At 33.2% G+C, this 17,794-nt stretch carries 16 protein-coding genes; 14 read left to right on the plus strand and 2 right to left on the minus strand.

Translation table 11 applies throughout. The annotated features are described in order from the left end of the window. Nucleotide 1: 1 nt before the first annotated feature. Entirely contained in the window at nt 2-976 is a 975-nt protein-coding gene (locus SSP_RS01590; protein ID WP_011302306.1) for an SMP-30/gluconolactonase/LRE family protein, read from the plus strand. Between the two features lie 230 nt (nt 977-1,206). Here the strand turns inward: SSP_RS01590 and SSP_RS01595 are convergent, their stop codons facing one another. Then, the gene (locus SSP_RS01595) at nt 1,207-1,638 is read right to left on the minus strand and encodes a CHAP domain-containing protein (protein WP_011302307.1); all 432 of its coding nucleotides are present in this window, start codon (nt 1,636-1,638) and stop codon (nt 1,207-1,209) included. Between the two features lie 182 nt (nt 1,639-1,820). On the opposite strand from SSP_RS01595, the gene nhaC reads away from it, so the two are divergent. From nhaC to SSP_RS01625, 6 genes are all read left to right on the plus strand, one after another. Next, a complete protein-coding gene (nhaC, locus tag SSP_RS01600; protein WP_011302308.1) occupies nt 1,821-3,167 on the plus strand; it encodes a Na+/H+ antiporter NhaC in 1,347 nt (448 codons plus the stop codon). Nucleotides 3,168-3,397: 230 nt separating this feature from the next. Continuing rightward, nucleotides 3,398-4,273: a cidABC operon transcriptional activator CidR gene (gene cidR / locus SSP_RS01605; RefSeq protein ID WP_011302309.1), complete on the plus strand. Its 876-nt coding sequence runs from the start codon at nt 3,398-3,400 to the stop codon at nt 4,271-4,273. Between the two features lie 244 nt (nt 4,274-4,517). Next, a complete protein-coding gene (locus SSP_RS01610; RefSeq protein WP_011302310.1) occupies nt 4,518-4,913 on the plus strand; it encodes a CidA/LrgA family protein in 396 nt (131 codons plus the stop codon). Next, a complete protein-coding gene (locus SSP_RS01615; protein ID WP_011302311.1) occupies nt 4,914-5,600 on the plus strand; it encodes an LrgB family protein in 687 nt (228 codons plus the stop codon). 211 nt (nt 5,601-5,811) lie between these two features. Then, nucleotides 5,812-7,554: a pyruvate oxidase gene (locus tag SSP_RS01620; protein WP_011302312.1), complete on the plus strand. Its 1,743-nt coding sequence runs from the start codon at nt 5,812-5,814 to the stop codon at nt 7,552-7,554. 333 nt (nt 7,555-7,887) lie between these two features. After that, a complete protein-coding gene (locus tag SSP_RS01625; RefSeq protein WP_011302313.1) occupies nt 7,888-9,282 on the plus strand; it encodes a YfcC family protein in 1,395 nt (464 codons plus the stop codon). Nucleotides 9,283-9,531: 249 nt separating this feature from the next. On the opposite strand, the gene SSP_RS01630 is transcribed toward SSP_RS01625, so the two are convergent. Beyond that, nucleotides 9,532-10,530: an IS30 family transposase gene (locus tag SSP_RS01630; RefSeq protein ID WP_011302314.1), complete on the minus strand. Its 999-nt coding sequence runs from the start codon at nt 10,528-10,530 to the stop codon at nt 9,532-9,534. A gap of 149 nt (nt 10,531-10,679) precedes the next feature. On the opposite strand from SSP_RS01630, the gene ptsG reads away from it, so the two are divergent. The 7 genes from ptsG to SSP_RS01665 all read left to right on the plus strand — a co-directional run bounded on the left by ptsG (nt 10,680) and on the right by SSP_RS01665 (nt 17,561). Further along, nucleotides 10,680-12,668: a glucose-specific PTS transporter subunit IIBC gene (ptsG, locus tag SSP_RS01635; RefSeq protein WP_011302315.1), complete on the plus strand. Its 1,989-nt coding sequence runs from the start codon at nt 10,680-10,682 to the stop codon at nt 12,666-12,668. A gap of 174 nt (nt 12,669-12,842) precedes the next feature. Next, nucleotides 12,843-13,388: a GNAT family N-acetyltransferase gene (locus SSP_RS01640; RefSeq protein ID WP_011302316.1), complete on the plus strand. Its 546-nt coding sequence runs from the start codon at nt 12,843-12,845 to the stop codon at nt 13,386-13,388. A 155-nt stretch (nt 13,389-13,543) separates the two neighbouring features. Next, entirely contained in the window at nt 13,544-14,530 is a 987-nt protein-coding gene (locus tag SSP_RS01645; RefSeq protein ID WP_011302317.1) for a D-cysteine desulfhydrase family protein, read from the plus strand. 122 nt (nt 14,531-14,652) lie between these two features. Beyond that, nucleotides 14,653-15,057 (plus strand): acyl-CoA thioesterase, encoded by a 405-nt coding sequence (locus tag SSP_RS01650; RefSeq protein WP_172439370.1) that lies wholly within the window; start codon nt 14,653-14,655, stop codon nt 15,055-15,057. A 114-nt stretch (nt 15,058-15,171) separates the two neighbouring features. After that, a complete protein-coding gene (locus tag SSP_RS01655; RefSeq protein WP_011302318.1) occupies nt 15,172-15,498 on the plus strand; it encodes a thioredoxin family protein in 327 nt (108 codons plus the stop codon). A 430-nt stretch (nt 15,499-15,928) separates the two neighbouring features. Continuing rightward, nucleotides 15,929-16,420, plus strand: a complete 492-nt coding sequence (locus SSP_RS01660; protein WP_011302319.1) for a GNAT family N-acetyltransferase — start codon at nt 15,929-15,931, stop codon at nt 16,418-16,420. 166 nt (nt 16,421-16,586) lie between these two features. Further along, complete coding sequence (locus SSP_RS01665; RefSeq protein WP_011302320.1) at nt 16,587-17,561, plus strand: alpha/beta hydrolase fold domain-containing protein; 975 nt, start codon at nt 16,587-16,589, stop codon at nt 17,559-17,561. Nucleotides 17,562-17,794: the final 233 nt, after the last annotated feature.

The following is a 17,794-nucleotide window of genomic DNA, read 5'->3' on the forward strand; positions in this document are numbered from 1 at the left end:
TATGGATTCAAATGAATTGCCAGTACTAGCTTATAAAGATGGAGAAAATAGTGTCGCACCAATACCTGCACATGAGCAACAATTACCTACAGTCACTGCCGAGCCTTGGCTAGAAATATCTAAACAAGGATTACAGTTAGAAGGATTATGCTTTGATAGACAAGGTAACTTATTACTTTGTGAAGTGTTTGGTGGTACGATTTTTCATGTGAATTTACCAGATAAAAAAGTCACTGAACTATTTAAATCGCATAAACAAAACCCAGCAGCCGTCAAAATTCATAAAGATGGCAGACTATTTGTCTGCTATTTAGGGGATTTTGAGAGCACTGGAGGAATCTTCATGGTAGATGCTGACGGTAATGATGCGCAAGATATCGTTTCAGATATTGGAACTGAATACTGTATTGATGATCCTGTCTTTGATAGTAAAGGTGGGTTTTATTTTACTGATTTCCGTGGTTATTCTACTAATCTCAAAGGTGGCGTTTATTATGTATCGCCAGATTTTAAATCAATTACACCAGTCATACAAAATCTTGCAGTTGCTAACGGTGTAGCTTTAAGCACAGATGAAAAAACATTGTGGGTAACAGAAACGAATGCCAATCGTTTACACCGTATCGATTTATTAGAGGATGGGGTGACAATTGCGCCATTTGGTGCTTCCATTCCATATTATTTTACAGGTCATGAGGGTCCAGACTCGTGCTGTATTGATAGCGATGATAATTTGTATGTTGCCATGTATGGTCAAGGAAAAGTTCTCGTTTTTAATAAAAAAGGTTCGCCTATTGGTCAGATATTAATGCCAGGGCGCGATCAAGGTCACATGTTAAGATCGACACATCCAGCGTTTATACCAGGTACAGACCAACTCATCATTTGTGCAAATGACATCGAAAATGATGGGGGATCATGGATATACACTGTTAAAGCATTTGCTAAAGGTCATCAAAGTTATCAATTTCATTAATATATAAAATAAGCGTCCGAGACATGAATAGATGTCTCGGACGCTTATTCTTATTTGGCAGCAGATGACTGAAAACATTGAGCCACCACTTTTTTAGGTATGCGTTTTGGCTTGAATTAAACAGCAAGACGTCATCTATGGCGTGTTTGTAACAGTTATATAAAACGCTGGCTAATCTAGAAAGATTTCTATGGCAATTATGATTTGCATCTATTTAGTCTAAATAGAAACTAATAAATGTAATTGTACTTCGCTGCAGAGGATTTGCTTAACACTCTTGTTCCATAGGCTAAAGGTCGATTGTAATTATATTCAGAGACTTTAATACTACCATTATTATAAACGGTTTCTACATATGCTACATGACCGTATGTGCCACTAGTAGATTGCATGACAGCACGTTTTGCTGGTTTTTTTCCTACACGATATCCGGCTTTTTTAGCTTTACTGTACCAGTACTTTGCATTACCCCAACCATTTGGTACAGCTTTACCGACACTCGCACGTTTTTTAAATACATACCAAGTACATTGGTTTTTATAGTAATAGTTAACAGCAGCATTTGTAGTTTGTGATTCATTAATCGCTTGAAAAGTGACTGTCCCTGTCATTAATAGCGTAGTTGCAATAAATACATTTACTAATTTCTTTTTAATATTCATAGATATCTCCAGTCATTTTTAAAATTATATTTTTATAATAAGGTTGAGAAGTAAAAAGTACAATAATATAAACAATTATTACAAATAACTTTAACAAGGAAGAAATATATGCCACACAATTGTAATATGACATCTGAATAAGTGCATATTTAAAAGTCAATATCACAAATCAATATCATTAATTGTCCAACTATCATTTATTAATTGGTACAGCAGTGGCTATTTTAGTTACCTTAATACATGGTTATGAATTCAGTGAAGTAGAAGAAATGATGTATAAGGGCATAAGACATGCTTTACCAGCGATTGTCATCATTATATTAGTTGGTTTAGTAATCGGCTCATGGATTGGTAGTGGTGTGGTTGCGACTATGATTTATTATGGGTTGCAATTGATAGATCCAAGATATTTCTTGGTTGTAGTTGTTATTTTGTGCGGTATTGTTGCGTTAGCGATTGGCAGTAGTTGGTCAACGATGGCAACGGTGGGAGTAGCATCAATGGGCATTGGAATCAGTATGGGGATTTCAGCTGGTATGGTTGCTGGTGCGGTCATTTGTGGTGCATATTTTGGTGATAAAATGAGCCCGCTTTCTGATACCACGAACTTGGCTTCTGGCTTAACAGGCGTTGATTTATTTGAGCACATTAAACATATGTTCTATACAACGATTCCAGCTTTAATCATTTCACTGGTTGCATTCTTTATTATTGGTCACCGTTTTGGGACGAAAAACTTTGATACAAAAAACATTAATGCCATTCTAGACACCATGCAAAATCACTTTTTAATTACGCCATGGTTATTATTAATTCCTTTAATCGTCATAGCTCTAGTTGTATTAAAAGTACCGGCGATTCCAGCCATCTGTATGGGGATTGTTCTTGGATTTTTTGCACAAATCTTTGTACAAGGTGGTACGATTACAGAAGCATTAACCGCGCTACAAACAGGGTATACGATTGATTCAGGTAATAAACTTGTAGATGAATTATTCAACCGTGGTGGATTAGAATCTATGTTCTACACAATTTCTTTAACATTAGTAGCGATGACATTTGGTGGCGTATTAGAGTACTCAGGTATGCTAAAGGCTTTAATCACTCAGATACTTAAAATTGCAAAGTCTACAGGTACATTAATAGCATCGGTCATCGTATCATGTATCGGCACAAATATTACTTGTTCAGAGCAATACATATCAATCATCGTACCTTCTCGCATGTATATTAATGCCTTTAAGGAGAAGGAATTGCATCCTAAAAACCTTTCGAGAGCACTGGAAGATGGTGGTACATTAAGTTCTGTATTTGTACCTTGGAATACATGCGGCGTATTTATTGCATCTACCTTAGGTGTTTCAGTAATAGAATATGCTCCCTATGCGATATTAAATTATACAGTCCCTATCATCTCAATAATATTTGGTTATATTGGATTTAAAATTGTTAAACTTAGCAATCAAGATAATGAAATAACTAATCAACCAAATAAATCAACACAAACAAATGATGCGAATAATGCTTAAAACTGAAACGAATTTAATAAATAAAAGAAAATAATTTTATTTTGTACGTGTTATGATAGTTTATGAAATGTATTGAATATATGTTCTGTATTCATTTTTTAGTTGAAATGTCTAAAGTGGGATGTAAGCCTAATAGTAAATTTGGTTTCAGTCCTACGATATTATTGAATTATTGAAATTTCAACGTATACTGAATAATATTAAATAAATATATGCAAAGGAGTGAATACATGGACATTAAACATATGAAATATTTTGTTGAAGTTGTTGACCAAAAAGGTATGACGAATGCTTCAAAACATTTATTTATCGCTCAACCGACAATAAGTAAAGCGATTAAAGATTTAGAACAAGAATTAGATATGACATTGTTTGATCGCAGTAAGCGACAACTTGTCTTAACCGATGCGGGTTCGATTTTTTATAAAAAATGTAAGGAAATCTTAACGTTATATAATGATGTGCCGAAAGAAATCAATAGCCTTTTAGGATTGGAAACCGGGCATATCAGTATAGGATTGTCTGCTGTGATGAACATGAACCAATTTATTAATATTTTAGGTGAATTTCATCAAAAATATCCTAATGTTACCTATAGTCTTGTCGAAAATGGCGGGAAAATGATAGAAACACAATTAATTAATGATGAAATCGATATAGGCATCACAACATTACCGGTTGATCAGTCCATTTTTCATTCTGTGACGTTATATCAAGAAGATTTAAAATTAGTATTAAATAAAGAACATCATTTAGCGAATGAAACGCATGTTGATATGAGTATGTTAAAAGATGAAGACTTCATTTTATTTAATGAAGATTTTTATTTGAACGACAAAATTATTGAAGCGGCGAAAAATGCCGGCTTTATTCCTAATACGATTTCTAAAATTTCACAGTGGAATTTTATCGAAAACTTATTGAACGCCCATTTAGGAGTCAGCATATTACCCGAAAATATTGTACATTTATTAGATAGTAGTTTTAGTAACAAAACATTAGAAGATCCAGGTATGCGTTGGGAATTAGGTGTGATTTGGAAAAAAGATAAGTACCTAAGTCATGCAACGAAACAGTGGATTGATTTTATGAAAGAAAGATTATAAAGATAAACATATATACACTTAATAAAAGCCGAGAAGAAATCTTACATTAAATAAGATTTCTTTTCGGTTTTTATGCGTAATTCATTAGAATAAGAGGATTTATTATCTGAAATGATTAATCAAACCGCTTTCATTCATAATCATAATAGGTCATATAAAAATTCAATATTTTTATTATAAGAATAATCATTCTATACTAGTAATTGTAATCAGGAAAGCAAGTAGAAAAAAATGCAATTAAGGAATGATGCTATTGCAACAATTTAAAAAGATAATAACAGTGTTGATTCAAGTATTAGTGATTATGGGGATTACTTATTTAGGTAATGTAATTCAACGTTATATGCATATACCCATTGCAGGCAGTATCGTAGGATTATTATTATTTTTCTTATTATTACAATTTAAAGTAATTCCAGCAAAATGGGTAAATGAAGGGTCAAATTTTTTCCTAACGACAATGGTATTTTTCTTTGTACCTTCAGTAGTAGGAATCATGGATGTTGTACCAATGATTAATTTGAATTTCATTTTATTCTTCTCAATGATTCTTCTTGGTACATGTTGCGTAGCTTTAATTTCAGGCTTTATAGCTGAAAAAATGGTTAAAAATAAACAAGACGGGAATGGAGTTAATTAGATGTTGATTTTAGAAGCGATAATAATGATTATTTTAACAATAGCAATGTATATTGGCGCGAAAAAGCTACAACAAAAATTTCAAACTCCATTTTTGAATCCTGCACTTATAGCATCTATTGGTATTATTATTGTTCTATTATTATTTAGAGTAGATTACAAGACTTACATGCTCGGTGGAAAATGGATTAATTATTTATTGAATTGTACGGTGGTTTGTTTAGCTTTCCCACTTTATCAAAACCGTCATAAAATTTTAAAGTATGCGCGTGTTATTTTTAGTAGTGTATTGATGGCGGTCATGTTAAATTTTGTATTTGTATTTAGTATATTAAAATTATTTGGCTATTCTAAAGAAACTATTGTAACGATGTTACCAAGATCAATAACGGCTGCAGTAGGTATTGAAGTGTCACATCAACTAGGTGGCATTGATACAATTACGGTTATGTTTATTATAACGACAGGTTTGATTGGTAGCATTTTAGGCGCTTATTTATTAAGATTAGGAAGATTTAGATCTTCAATTGCTAAAGGAATGACTTATGGTAACGCATCACATGCCTTTGGTACTGCTCAAGCACTTGATATTGATTCAGAAACTGGTGCTTATAGTTCAATTGGTATGATTTTAACAGCAGTTCTAAGTTCAATTGTTTTACCTATACTCATACTATTTTTATACTAAATAGGTATGCGTTATAATCAATTTGTACATTTAAGTAATGATTTGGTATCAGTGAGCTGGAGTTAAATGAAATTAATGTAAATATTTTAAAGAACTACTCCTTTATTTAAAAAAGATATTAGAAAATCAGCTTACTGTTCCACATCTATCTTAAAATTAGCTTTAAAAATTCGAGTGAAGTCGATTTAAAAAATGAAGGGAGTTTTTAATAATGGGCAAGATTAAAGCAAATGAAGCATTAGTAAAAGCATTACAAGCATGGGATATTGATCATATTTATGGTATTCCAGGTGACTCAATAGATGCAGTAGTTGATAGTTTAAGAACGGAAAGAGATAATATTGAGTTTGTACATGTGCGTCATGAAGAAGTCGGAAGTTTAGCTGCTGCAAGTTACACTAAACTAACAGGTAAAATTGGTGTCGCATTAAGTATTGGTGGTCCAGGTGTTGTACATTTACTTAATGGTATGTATGACGCCAAAATGGATAACGTACCGCAACTTATTTTAGCAGGACAAACAGATAGTACTGCTTTAGGTACAAAAGCTTTCCAAGAAACTGATATTAGTAACATGGTTGATGATGTTGCTGTATATAAACATCAAATTTCTGAAAATGATAAAGACGTATTTGGTATCGTGAATGAAGCGATTCGCACAGCTTATGAGAAAAAAGGTGTTGCGGTGTTAATTCTTCCAAACAACTTATTAAATAATAAAGTTAAAGATACTACAAGCAAAGGTGTAGATACTGCACCTCCAGCAAGAGTTGCGCCAAAACCTCGTAGTGTTAAAAAAGCAACTAAATTAATAAATAAAAGTAAACGTCCAGTGATGTTACTTGGTACAGGTGCGAAACACGCTAAAGATGAAGTACGTGAATTTATCGAAGCATTTAAAATCCCAACAATTGTTACGTTACCTGCGAAAGGGATTCTTGCAGATGACCACCCTTATAACTTAGGTAATTTAGGTAAGATTGGTACGAAAGTATCTTATCAAACAATTCAAGATGCAGACTTATTGATTATGGTAGGTACGAACTACCCTTATGTAGATTATTTACCTAAGAAAAATATTAAAGCAATTCAAGTCGATACAAATCTTGAAAATATTGGACACCGTTTCGATGTAAATGCTGGTATCATTGGTGATAGTAAATTAGCGTTACAACAACTAACTGATTCAGCAAAACACGTTAAAAATCGTGATTTCTTAAATAAAACACTTGAAAGAAAAGCGACTTGGGATTCATGGATGGCAAAAGATATGGCAGACAGCAGTTCGCCTATCCGCCCAGAACGTCTCATGGATGCTATCAATCAAGTTAGAACAGATGATGCCATCTTCTCTATTGATGTTGGTACTTCAACTGTTTGGTCTACGCGTTATTTAAACTTAACTGTAAATAACAAATTTATCGTTTCAAGTTGGTTAGGTACAATGGGTTGTGCATTACCTGGTGCTATTGCAGCAAAACGCGCTTACCCAAATCGCCAAGTTGTCGGTATTGCTGGTGACGGTGCTTTCGAAATGGTTATGCAAGATTTTGCAACTGCCGTTCAATATGATTTACCAATGACAATTTTTGTATTAAATAACCAAGAATTATCATTCATTAAATATGAACAACAAGCAGCGGGCGAATTAGAATATGCAATTAATTTCACAGATATGGATTTAGCAAAATTTGCTGAAAGCTGTGGCGGTGTTGGTTATACATTGAAAGATCCAAATAGAATTGACGAAGTAGTGGAAGAAGCAATGTCTCAAGATAAACCAACAATTGTAAATGTTTATGTTGATCCAAATGCTGCACCATTACCTGGTAAAATTGTTAAAGATGAAGCAATTAATTATGGTAAATGGGCATACAGATCTATTACAGAAGATAAAAAACTAGATTTAGATGAAATCCCTCCAATGTCAACTGCCGTTAAACGTTTCTTCTAATAGTTAAAACGGAACGTAGCAACGTGTTTATTTGACTAAAATAATATTTAAAAATGGATAACTAGGTTGCTATAATTTAATAATTTAGTTATTGATTTTCTATTAGAATAGCAGGCCAAGATGTTTAATAATATCTCGGCCTGCTATTTGTATTTTGTTTTCGTTTTTTGTCGCTTTAGTATTGATTAAAATTAGGACTATGGGATAATAGAGTAAGCGCAATATTCTGATAATTATATATGTAAATGGCATAATATAAAAATAAGACTTATACAAATTTTAAATAAATGAACATTTTAAAGCGTACTTATAGTTGGGAGAGGAAGTTAAAATATGGGGAAACATAGCTTTAGGCATTTACGTATAAAAACACCACATACATATGCACTGTTACTCATGATCATCATTATTTCTAGCATATTAACATATTTAATTCCTGCTGGAGAATATGCCAGGGAGAAAAAAGATGGGCAGACGCTTGTCGTTCCTGGTTCGTATGAACAAGTACAACAGCACGGTGTTTCATTTTTCGATATTTTTCGTGCAATTCCAGAAGGATTGATGAGTGGTGGCGAAATTGTATTTTATATCTTTCTTGTAGGTGGCGCGTTTGGCATTGTACATAAAACGGGTGCATTTGAAAATGGAGTAAATAAAGCAATGCAATCATTAGGAAAATATAAAGTGCTGATGATTCCATTGACGATGACGATTTTTTCAATCTTAGGTTTTTCAATTGGTTTAGCAGAAGAAACAATTATTTTTGTACCTATTGGGATCATCATTGCACGTACTTTAGGTTATGATGCGCTTACTGGTGCTGCTATGGTTATATTAGGCGCAGCGAGTGGTTTTATGGGTGGTATGTTAAATCCGTTTACTGTAGGTGTTGCTCAAACAGTAGCAGAATTACCGATGTTTTCAGGATGGGGTCTACGTTCCATCATCTATATTTTCATTTTAATTGCCGCTATCACTACAGTGATGTTATATGCGCGTAAAGTTAAGCATGATAAAACAAAAAGTTATGTTTATGAATTAGAACAATCTGAAGGACATACGGTTACGTCCATGCATATAGCTCGTTTTACCAAAAGACAAGCAAGTGGTTTAGGCTTAATCGTTCTAGCAATTATCTTAAATGTATACGGTATTTTTTCATATGGTTGGTCATTCAATGAAATGAGTGCGAATTTTATATTGGCAGGTTTACTTGCTGGATTTATTGGTGGACTTGGTTTAAATGGTACATTTGATGCAATGATTGATGGCATGAAAGATATTTTGTTTGGGGCAATGATTGTAGGATTTGCTAAGGGGATTATTGTTATTTTGGAAAACGGACAAGTCATAGACAGTATTGTCTATGGTATGACGACATTATTAAATGGTGTTCCATCAGCATTAGTCATCATCGCAATGTTCATTTTACAATTCATGTTAAATTTCTTTATTCCATCTGGATCGGGACAAGCGTTGACGACCATGCCGCTTATGGTACCGATATCGGATTTATTAGATATTAATCGTCAAATCACTGTATTAGCATTTCAATATGGTGATGCAATAAGTAATGTATTATTTCCTACGTCGGCTATTTTAATGGGCGCTTTAGCAGTCGGTAAAATCACGTATACACAATGGTTGAAGTTTGCTTGGAAGATTATTTTAACTTGGGTACTTATCTGTTGTATTGGTATGTCGATTGCATTAATTGTAGGTTACTAATCACAAGGGTATTTAGATTGAGATCAAAAAAATAAAATAAATTTGCAATTAGTTATTGTATCTTTAATGAAAGCGTTATATAATATAAAAAAATAATCGTCAAATTGCGTGTTACTGGTTAGGCAGGCATGAGCAAACATAATGACTATCTGAGATAGTCTGTTTGTTCATGTCTTTTTTTGTGCGCTTTTTGGTGGTTTTGATAAAATTTTAAATTTTTGAAGGGATGTTTTTATATGTCTTCAATTGTCAAATTAAGTGCAACACCTTATCATTGAAAAGCTCTGCTGGTGTTTTCCAATCAAATCGTTTACGAGGACGTGTATTCAACTTATAAACATAGTGTTCTATTTGTTCTTCTGTAATGTTATCAATATCAATACCTTTGGCTATATATTCTCTAATCAATCCATTTGTATTTTCATTAGTTCCACGTTGCCAAGGGGAATGAGGATCAGGAAAATAAAATGGAATGTTATCTAACTCTGACGTAATTTCTGGATGTTTAGAAAACTCTTTACCTCTATCTGGTGTAATAGATAATCGTTTATTGTTTGGTAAGGTGCCAAGTAAATCTACGATTTTCTGTTTCACAAACTCAGATTTCTTTTTAGGTACTTTACCACAAAGTAAATAGCCGGTTTTACGATCTACTAATGTAACAAGACAAGATTTTCCAGTTTTTCCCATAACAGTATCGGCTTCCCAATCTCCGATTCGTTCTCTATCATTAATGATTTGAGGTCGATCATGTATTGAATAACTTATTCTAATTCTACCTCTATTTTCTTGATGACTTTTAGTGTGTCTAGTCTTACCTCTATGCCTTAACAATCTAATACATCCACGGTTACCGTGACTTAATTTAGGCGGATCAAATAGGCCTAAATAAATAGCACGGTAAATAGTATTATAACTAATAGCCAGGTGAAACCCTTCACTTTTCAATCGGTTTGCAATTTGTTCAGGTGACCACTGTTGATTAAGAAATAAAAATTTTACTTTATCAAATAAAATCTTTGATTTTAATAATAATTTACGTCCGCATTTTTTCTTATTGCACTTGTAATTATTATGAGCATATGTAGGGTTGTAGCTTCCGGAGGAAGCGTTTCTAGCTAATTCACGAGAAACAGTTGATGGGCTTCTGCAAATATCTTTAGCGATTTTTCTTAAAGAATATCCTTTAGCCTTAAGAAAGAATATTCTTTCGCGTTCTTCTATGGTAAGGTGTTTATATGAGTCCATAATCATCATCTCCAGTAAAATTTTGTCTTCGCAAACTTTATTTTACTAGATTGATGATTTTAGGGCTCTTTTTTATGTGTTGCACTTAAATTGTAAATTCATCGTTTAAAAAGCTATTTGGACAGCTACAGCGTATTGGTAAAGCATTAATGTTACCAGTCGCTATTTTACCTGCTGCCGGGCTATTATTAGCAATTGGTACTGCGATGCAAGGTGAATCGTTACAACACTACTTACCATTTATTCAAAATGGGGGGATTCAAAGTGTCGCAGAAATGATGACCGGTGCCGGAGGTATTATATTTGATAATTTACCTATGATTTTTGCGATGGGTGTCGCAATTGGGTTAGCAAGTGGTGATGGAGTTGCAGCTATTGCAGCATTTGTAGGTTATCTTGTAATGAACAAAACAATGGGTGCATTTTTACATGTATCTCCTGATAATGTAAATGATGCAGCGAGTGGCTACGCAAGTGTGTTAGGTATTCCAACATTACAAACAGGTGTATTTGGCGGTATTATTATTGGTGCACTAGCAGCCTGGTGTTATAACAAATTCTATAATATTTCGTTACCGTCTTACTTAGGTTTCTTTGCAGGTAAACGTTTTGTACCTATTATGATGGCAACAACATCATTCATATTAGCGTTTCCAATGGCATGGATATGGCCGAGTATTCAAACAGGCTTAAATGCATTTAGTGAAGGTTTACTTGACTCGAATACTGGATTAGCCGTATTTCTCTTTGGATTTATTAAACGATTATTGATACCATTTGGGTTACATCATATCTTCCACGCACCATTCTGGTTTGAATTTGGTGCATGGAAAAATGCAGCTGGAGAAATGATTCATGGGGATCAACGTATCTTCATTGAACAAATACGTGAAGGTAGTAAATTAACTGCAGGTAAATTTATGCAAGGTGAATTTCCAGTGATGATGTTTGGTCTCCCTGCAGCAGCTTTAGCCATTTATCATACAGCAAAACCTGAAAATAAAAAAGTCGTAGCTGGCTTAATGGGATCAGCTGCATTAACTTCTTTCTTAACAGGGATTACAGAACCATTAGAATTTTCATTTTTATTTGTAGCGCCAGTATTATTCTTTGTGCATGCAATATTGGATGGTTTATCATTCTTAATTTTATATTTATTAAATGTACATTTGGGATATACCTTCTCAGGAGGATTTATAGACTATGTCTTACTAGGTGTATTACCAAACAAGACACAATGGTGGTTAGTGATTCCTGTAGGTGTTGTGTACGCCTTTATTTATTACTTTGTCTTCCGATTCTTAATTTTAAAATTCAAGTATAAAACACCGGGACGCGAAGATAAACAAGCACAATTTACAAATTCATCAGCAAGCGAACTTCCATTTAATGTATTGAAAGCAATGGGTGGAGAAGAAAATATTAAGCATTTAGATGCATGTATTACAAGATTACGTGTGGAAGTAAAAGAAAAAGGTAAAGTTGATGTAGCAGGATTGAAAGCATTAGGCGCATCAGGTGTGCTTGAAGTAGGAAACAATATGCAAGCCATTTTTGGTCCTAAATCAGATCAAATTAAACACGACATGTCCTTGATTATGAAAGGTGAAATTACAAAACCTCAAGAGACGACAGTTACGGAAGAAGAAAGTGAAGAAGTAGTTCATATCGAACGTGCGTCTGAAGTAAACATTTATGCGCCAGGAAATGGTCAAGTTATACCGTTGTCTGAAGTGCCAGACCAAGTCTTTGCGCAAAAAATGATGGGCGATGGTGTTGGGTTTATACCAGCTGACGGTAAAATTGTTGCGCCATTCGATGGTACAGTGAAAACCATTTTTCCGACAAAGCATGCCATTGGATTAGAATCAGATCAAGGTCTTGAATTATTAATACACATAGGCATAGATACGGTTAAGTTGAATGGGGAAGGTTTTGAAAGTTTTGTAGAAACAGATGATAGAGTCCATAAAGGACAAGTACTGATGCAAATTGATTTAGATTATATAACAGCCCATGCACCAAGTACGGTTACGCCATTAATTATTACTAATTTAGAGGATAGACAATTATCTGTAGAAGACGTCAAAGATGTAACAGCAGAACAATTAATCATTAAAGTGATAGATGACAAATAAATGTTGTAAACTAGGATGAAACACTTGAGTTTATCCATATAGTATAGGAGTAGAATTTTGAAATCTCATCATAGATTTCAAAGCTACTCCTATTTTATTTTGTCTAAAGTATTGAAATATTCTGAAAATATAAATATCATGAGAGATAACAAATAAATAATCGCAGGTGAACGTATGAATTATAGACCAGCAATGAATGTAATGCCCAATGTTTCGCTAATACCGCCAGAGTTAAATATGGCGGAAACTTTATATGATTTGATTAAAAGTAATTTTTCACATTTATCTCCATTTTTAGATTTTATTAAGGAAGATGTAACCGTTGAAGATGAAAAAGCATATTTGAAAATGATGATACAGCAGCATGCAAAAAATAAGGCTAGGTTATTTATGATTTACTACGAGGAAACGATGATTGGTACGATAGATTTACATCATATTGATCAAGCTAATTACAAAGCAGAGGTTGGATATTGGATAGCAGAAGGCTATACAGGGAAGCAAATTGTTACAAAATGCGTTAAACAGTTATGCCATTACGCTTTTGAAACATTATCACTGAATAAATTAACTATTATGGCGGATGTTAACAATATAGCGAGTTGTAAAGTAGCAGAAAAAGCGGGCTTTAAATTTGTTGCAACAGATTATGAAGATGTGTTTAATGGTGAACGCTTTAGAGATATGAATCGCTATGTACTGTTGAAAAGAGATTTTTAAGCGCAGGTAGAACTACTTCTTTTAAAAGCAATGCATAATAATTACAGATGATTACTTAAGTAAAAATATATTATCGAAGCGGAACGAAAAGCATGAAAAATATTTTCCGGAAAATAAAGCGTTAGCGATTTGACACGTATGAAGGAGATTAAAGAATGTTACATAATAAATTAGATATTGCCAATTTAAATACACCAATTCAAAAATTAGATCAGTTAAGTGATGCATTAGGAAAAAATATTTATATTAAGAGAGATGATTACACTGGATCAGAAATATCAGGTAATAAGGTGCGTAAACTCGAGTATACAATGCAATATGTATTAGATCATGGATATGACACTATTATAACAACCGGGGCAATTACATCGAATCACGCACGTGCTACAGCTGCCTTGTGTGCTAAGTGTAATGTATCATATCTTGTTCTAAGAGGAGAGATGGCAGAATATGAAGGGAATCTATTTTTAGATGCAATGTTAGGTGCGCATATACATATCATCGAACCAACAAGTTCTCGGGAAGATGCGATGGATAAGCTATATAAGACATTTGAAGGACAAGGGAAAACTCCATTTTTAATTCCAGTGGGTGCTTCGGATTGGATAGGAACACATGGTTACGTTAATGCGTATAATGAAATCATAAAGCAACAGGATGAGCTGAAAGTACATTTTGATTCAATCAATGTTGCTGTTGGTTCTGGTGGTACGTATGCTGGTCTTTGGTATGGGCAAATGATTAACTGTGAAACTACGCAAATTATAGGTTATGCAGTAGACCAAAGTGCACATACATTCAAAAATAAAGTGATAGAGATAATAAAGCAATTAGATGAAACAATTCAATCATACGAGACAATTACGATAAACGATGCTTATATTGGACTGGGATATGGTAAAGCAACTGACGAAGAATTACAATTTTATATCGATATTGCACAAAAAGAAGGCATTATACTAGATCCAACATATACTGGAAAAGCTTTTAGAGGTTTAGTTCATGAAATAAAATCTGGTGCGTATGATAATCAAGACAACATTCTATTTATACATACGGGTGGACTACAAGGCTATACTCAAGAGACACGTTTACGTTTGCAAACGATGTTGCATAAAATAGATCTTTCATTATTAAAGTAAATTTAACTTTTACAAAGAATAATCGCATTTTTAACAATAAACTCAAACAAATGCAATTTGCTAGTTATATACTTATAATATAGAGGATAGATAAATTAAAGGTTGTTTGAGGAGCGAATAGGATTATGACTGAAAGAAAATTAGTGGCTGAAAGAAACTTTGAAGTAAATGGATATGATATTGATGCGATGGGCATAGTAAGTAATATTGTATATATAAGATGGTTTGAAGATTTACGAACTGACTTTATTAATCAATATATGCCATATTCTGATATGATGAATCAACAAATATCGCCTATTCTAATGAATACAGAAGCAGAATACAAAACACCCATTACCATACATGATAAACCCGTAGGACGTTGTTATTTAGTAAAAGCAAGTAAACTACGTTGGGAATTTGAGTTTGAAATTGAATCAGAGGATGCAGTGCATTGTATAGGCAAACAAAGTGGGACATTTTTTGATTTACAAAAGAAAAAAGTAACGAGATTGCCGGAAGTATTTCAAACGATTTTAAGCTAATCATAATATGTGAAAAAGTGTAAATATGATATTACAGTGAACAAAATAATTGATTGTCCAAAGCAATACAGTACATAATGATATTCAATTTATGTTGTAGAGGTGGTCTTCAAAATGCCAAAAACATTAACATCGATAGAAGCGTTTCATGAATTTATTGCAGAGCATAGGCTTGTAGTCATTCATATCATGAGAGATCATTGTAGCGTATGTCATGCTGTATTACCTCAAATTGCGGGTATAGTGAATGAGTTTCCTGATGTTCCATTAGGTGTGATTAATCAAAGTGAATTAGAGGAGATTGCAGGAGAATTATCTATCTTTACTGTGCCTGTAGATTTAATTTACTTTAATGGTAAAGAAATGCATCGTCAAGGTCGATTTATTGATATGCAACAATTTGAACATCAACTGACTTTGATGTATAAAAGCATGGTATAACAGAAAGATTTGTATTAACTATATATAAAAAATGTATACAACCATCACGTTGATATAACGAAGCATGAGTCTGGGACATAAATAGTTGTCTCAGACTCTTTTTCGTTTAGGCAGTAGATGACTGAATTGAAAATATTAAGTCTCACTTGTTCTTTTGCAAAAGCCTATGTATGCCACGTAAAAATGCTAGTGAGACTTATGCATGAGCTTTAGCTCAAGTAAACCTTTATCCTCGTCATCTTTGCCTTGATTGCATAGTTGGGACTACGAAATATCTATTAAAAAATTTGATTTCTGTCACACTTCCATGCTTTTATTTTTAATTAAAAAAGTTGTGTTAAATTGAAACAAGAAAAATCAGATAAATTATATCGCAATTATAAAAAGTAATGTATGATAAAGTTAATTTATAGCATTAAGGGGGTTGTTTATGCGTATCGAAAGAATCTGTCCAAATGAAGCAGAAGCACTTTATAATTGTATGAAAAAGATAGATCAAGAAACGCAATATATGCTTTATTTGCCTGATGAAAGAAGTTTTGATAAAGATAGACTGAGTGAAGATATAAAAAGGAATTTTTACATAGGTGTTAAAACGGACGATAATCAAATATTAGGTTATTTATCTGTCCATATCAGTATGTTAGCTAAAGTTAGACATATTGGATATATTGTGACTGGCTTAATCAATGACTTACATCAACAAGGCTTAGCGACGCAAATGTTTAATGAAACAATCAAATGGGCACAACGCAAAGGATTAAGAAGGTTAGAATTAACGGTGATTACTTCGAATAAACCAGCAGTTAACTTTTATGAAAAGTTAGATTTTAAAATTGAGGGAATTAAGCATGAATCTGTTTTTATGGAAGAACATTATTTTGATGAATTATATATGGCAATGATGCTAAACCAAGATTAAAATTTAACGCTTAACAAATCTGAGCATGATGCATTAGAATTTTCTATAAACAGGAAATTGCGTATATACTTTATAATCTACTATAAAGATAGTACCTTTTATTTAAAATGATTGCTCAATTTGTTATAAAATATATGTATAAGAAAGTGCGAGGAGGATAATTAACGTGATTAGAAAAATAGCCACTATTGTTGGTATAGGTGTTGCCACATCATACGTATATGCAAAAGTTAAAGAAAAACGTAGCTACAAAAGTTTTTTAGAAGAAATCATTATTAGAGCAACAAAAATGAAAAGTTCATTTTTAAATGTGGAAAATGCGCAACAAGCTTTAGAGAAGGTTAAAGATGAAACGAAAGCATTATATGAAGGTACGGATTATTATTTCAACCACAATGTCCAAACGACTACAGTTCAAGAGTCTACAGTATATATTGTGAATGACAACAAAGATAGACAACAACCAGTTGTCTTGTATATTCATGGTGGTGCTTGGTTCCAAAATCCATTAAAATATCACTTTGATTTTATAGATTCACTGGCTGGCGAACTAGGTGCTAAAGTAATCATGCCTATATATCCTAAAGTACCACATGCAACCTATAAAGAGACGTTCACTCTGTTGGAAACATTATATACACAATTACTGAAACAAGTCGAAAATCCTCATCAACTCACAATAATGGGTGACTCTGCAGGAGGCCAAATAGCCTTATCATTTGCACAATATATTAAAACGTTAAACTTAGCACAACCAAGTAACATCGTTTTAATATCTCCAGTGCTTGACGCAACATTTTCAAATCCGGAAGCAAAAATTTATGAAAAAATAGACCCAATGCTTGCAATCGACGGAAGTAAATATTTTATAAAATTATGGGCGAATGGCCTTGATCTGACAGACTGGCGCGTATCTCCTATATTTGGTGATATTGAAGGGCTGGGTCATATAACAATTTCAATAGGGACGAAAGAAACGTTATATCCAGACGCAGTGAAATTATCAAATATGTTGAATGCTCGAAATATTCAACATGATTTTATGCCAGGATATAATTTATTTCATATACATCCTATTTTCCCAATACCAGAAAAAGAACAATTTATCGCTAAGATCAACAAAATTATTAAACAAAATTAAATATACATGATAGAGGTAGTGTCACTGACTTCATAATCTGTTGACGCCGAGGGAGCAATGTATGAGTGTGAGTAAGAGATTGACAGCTCAAGTTATGCTCTAGGTTCTAAGCAAGCATGCACCTTCAAAATAGTATGATTGCCTCAGTTAAAGAGGACTCGTCCGTATATGATGGATGAGTCCTCTTTAGTATAAGATTGAGTAGTTGTGTTGTAATGGTTTACACTGATGTA

It is taken from the genome of Staphylococcus saprophyticus subsp. saprophyticus ATCC 15305 = NCTC 7292, assembly GCF_000010125.1.
Taxonomy (GTDB): Bacteria; Bacillota; Bacilli; order Staphylococcales; family Staphylococcaceae; genus Staphylococcus; species Staphylococcus saprophyticus.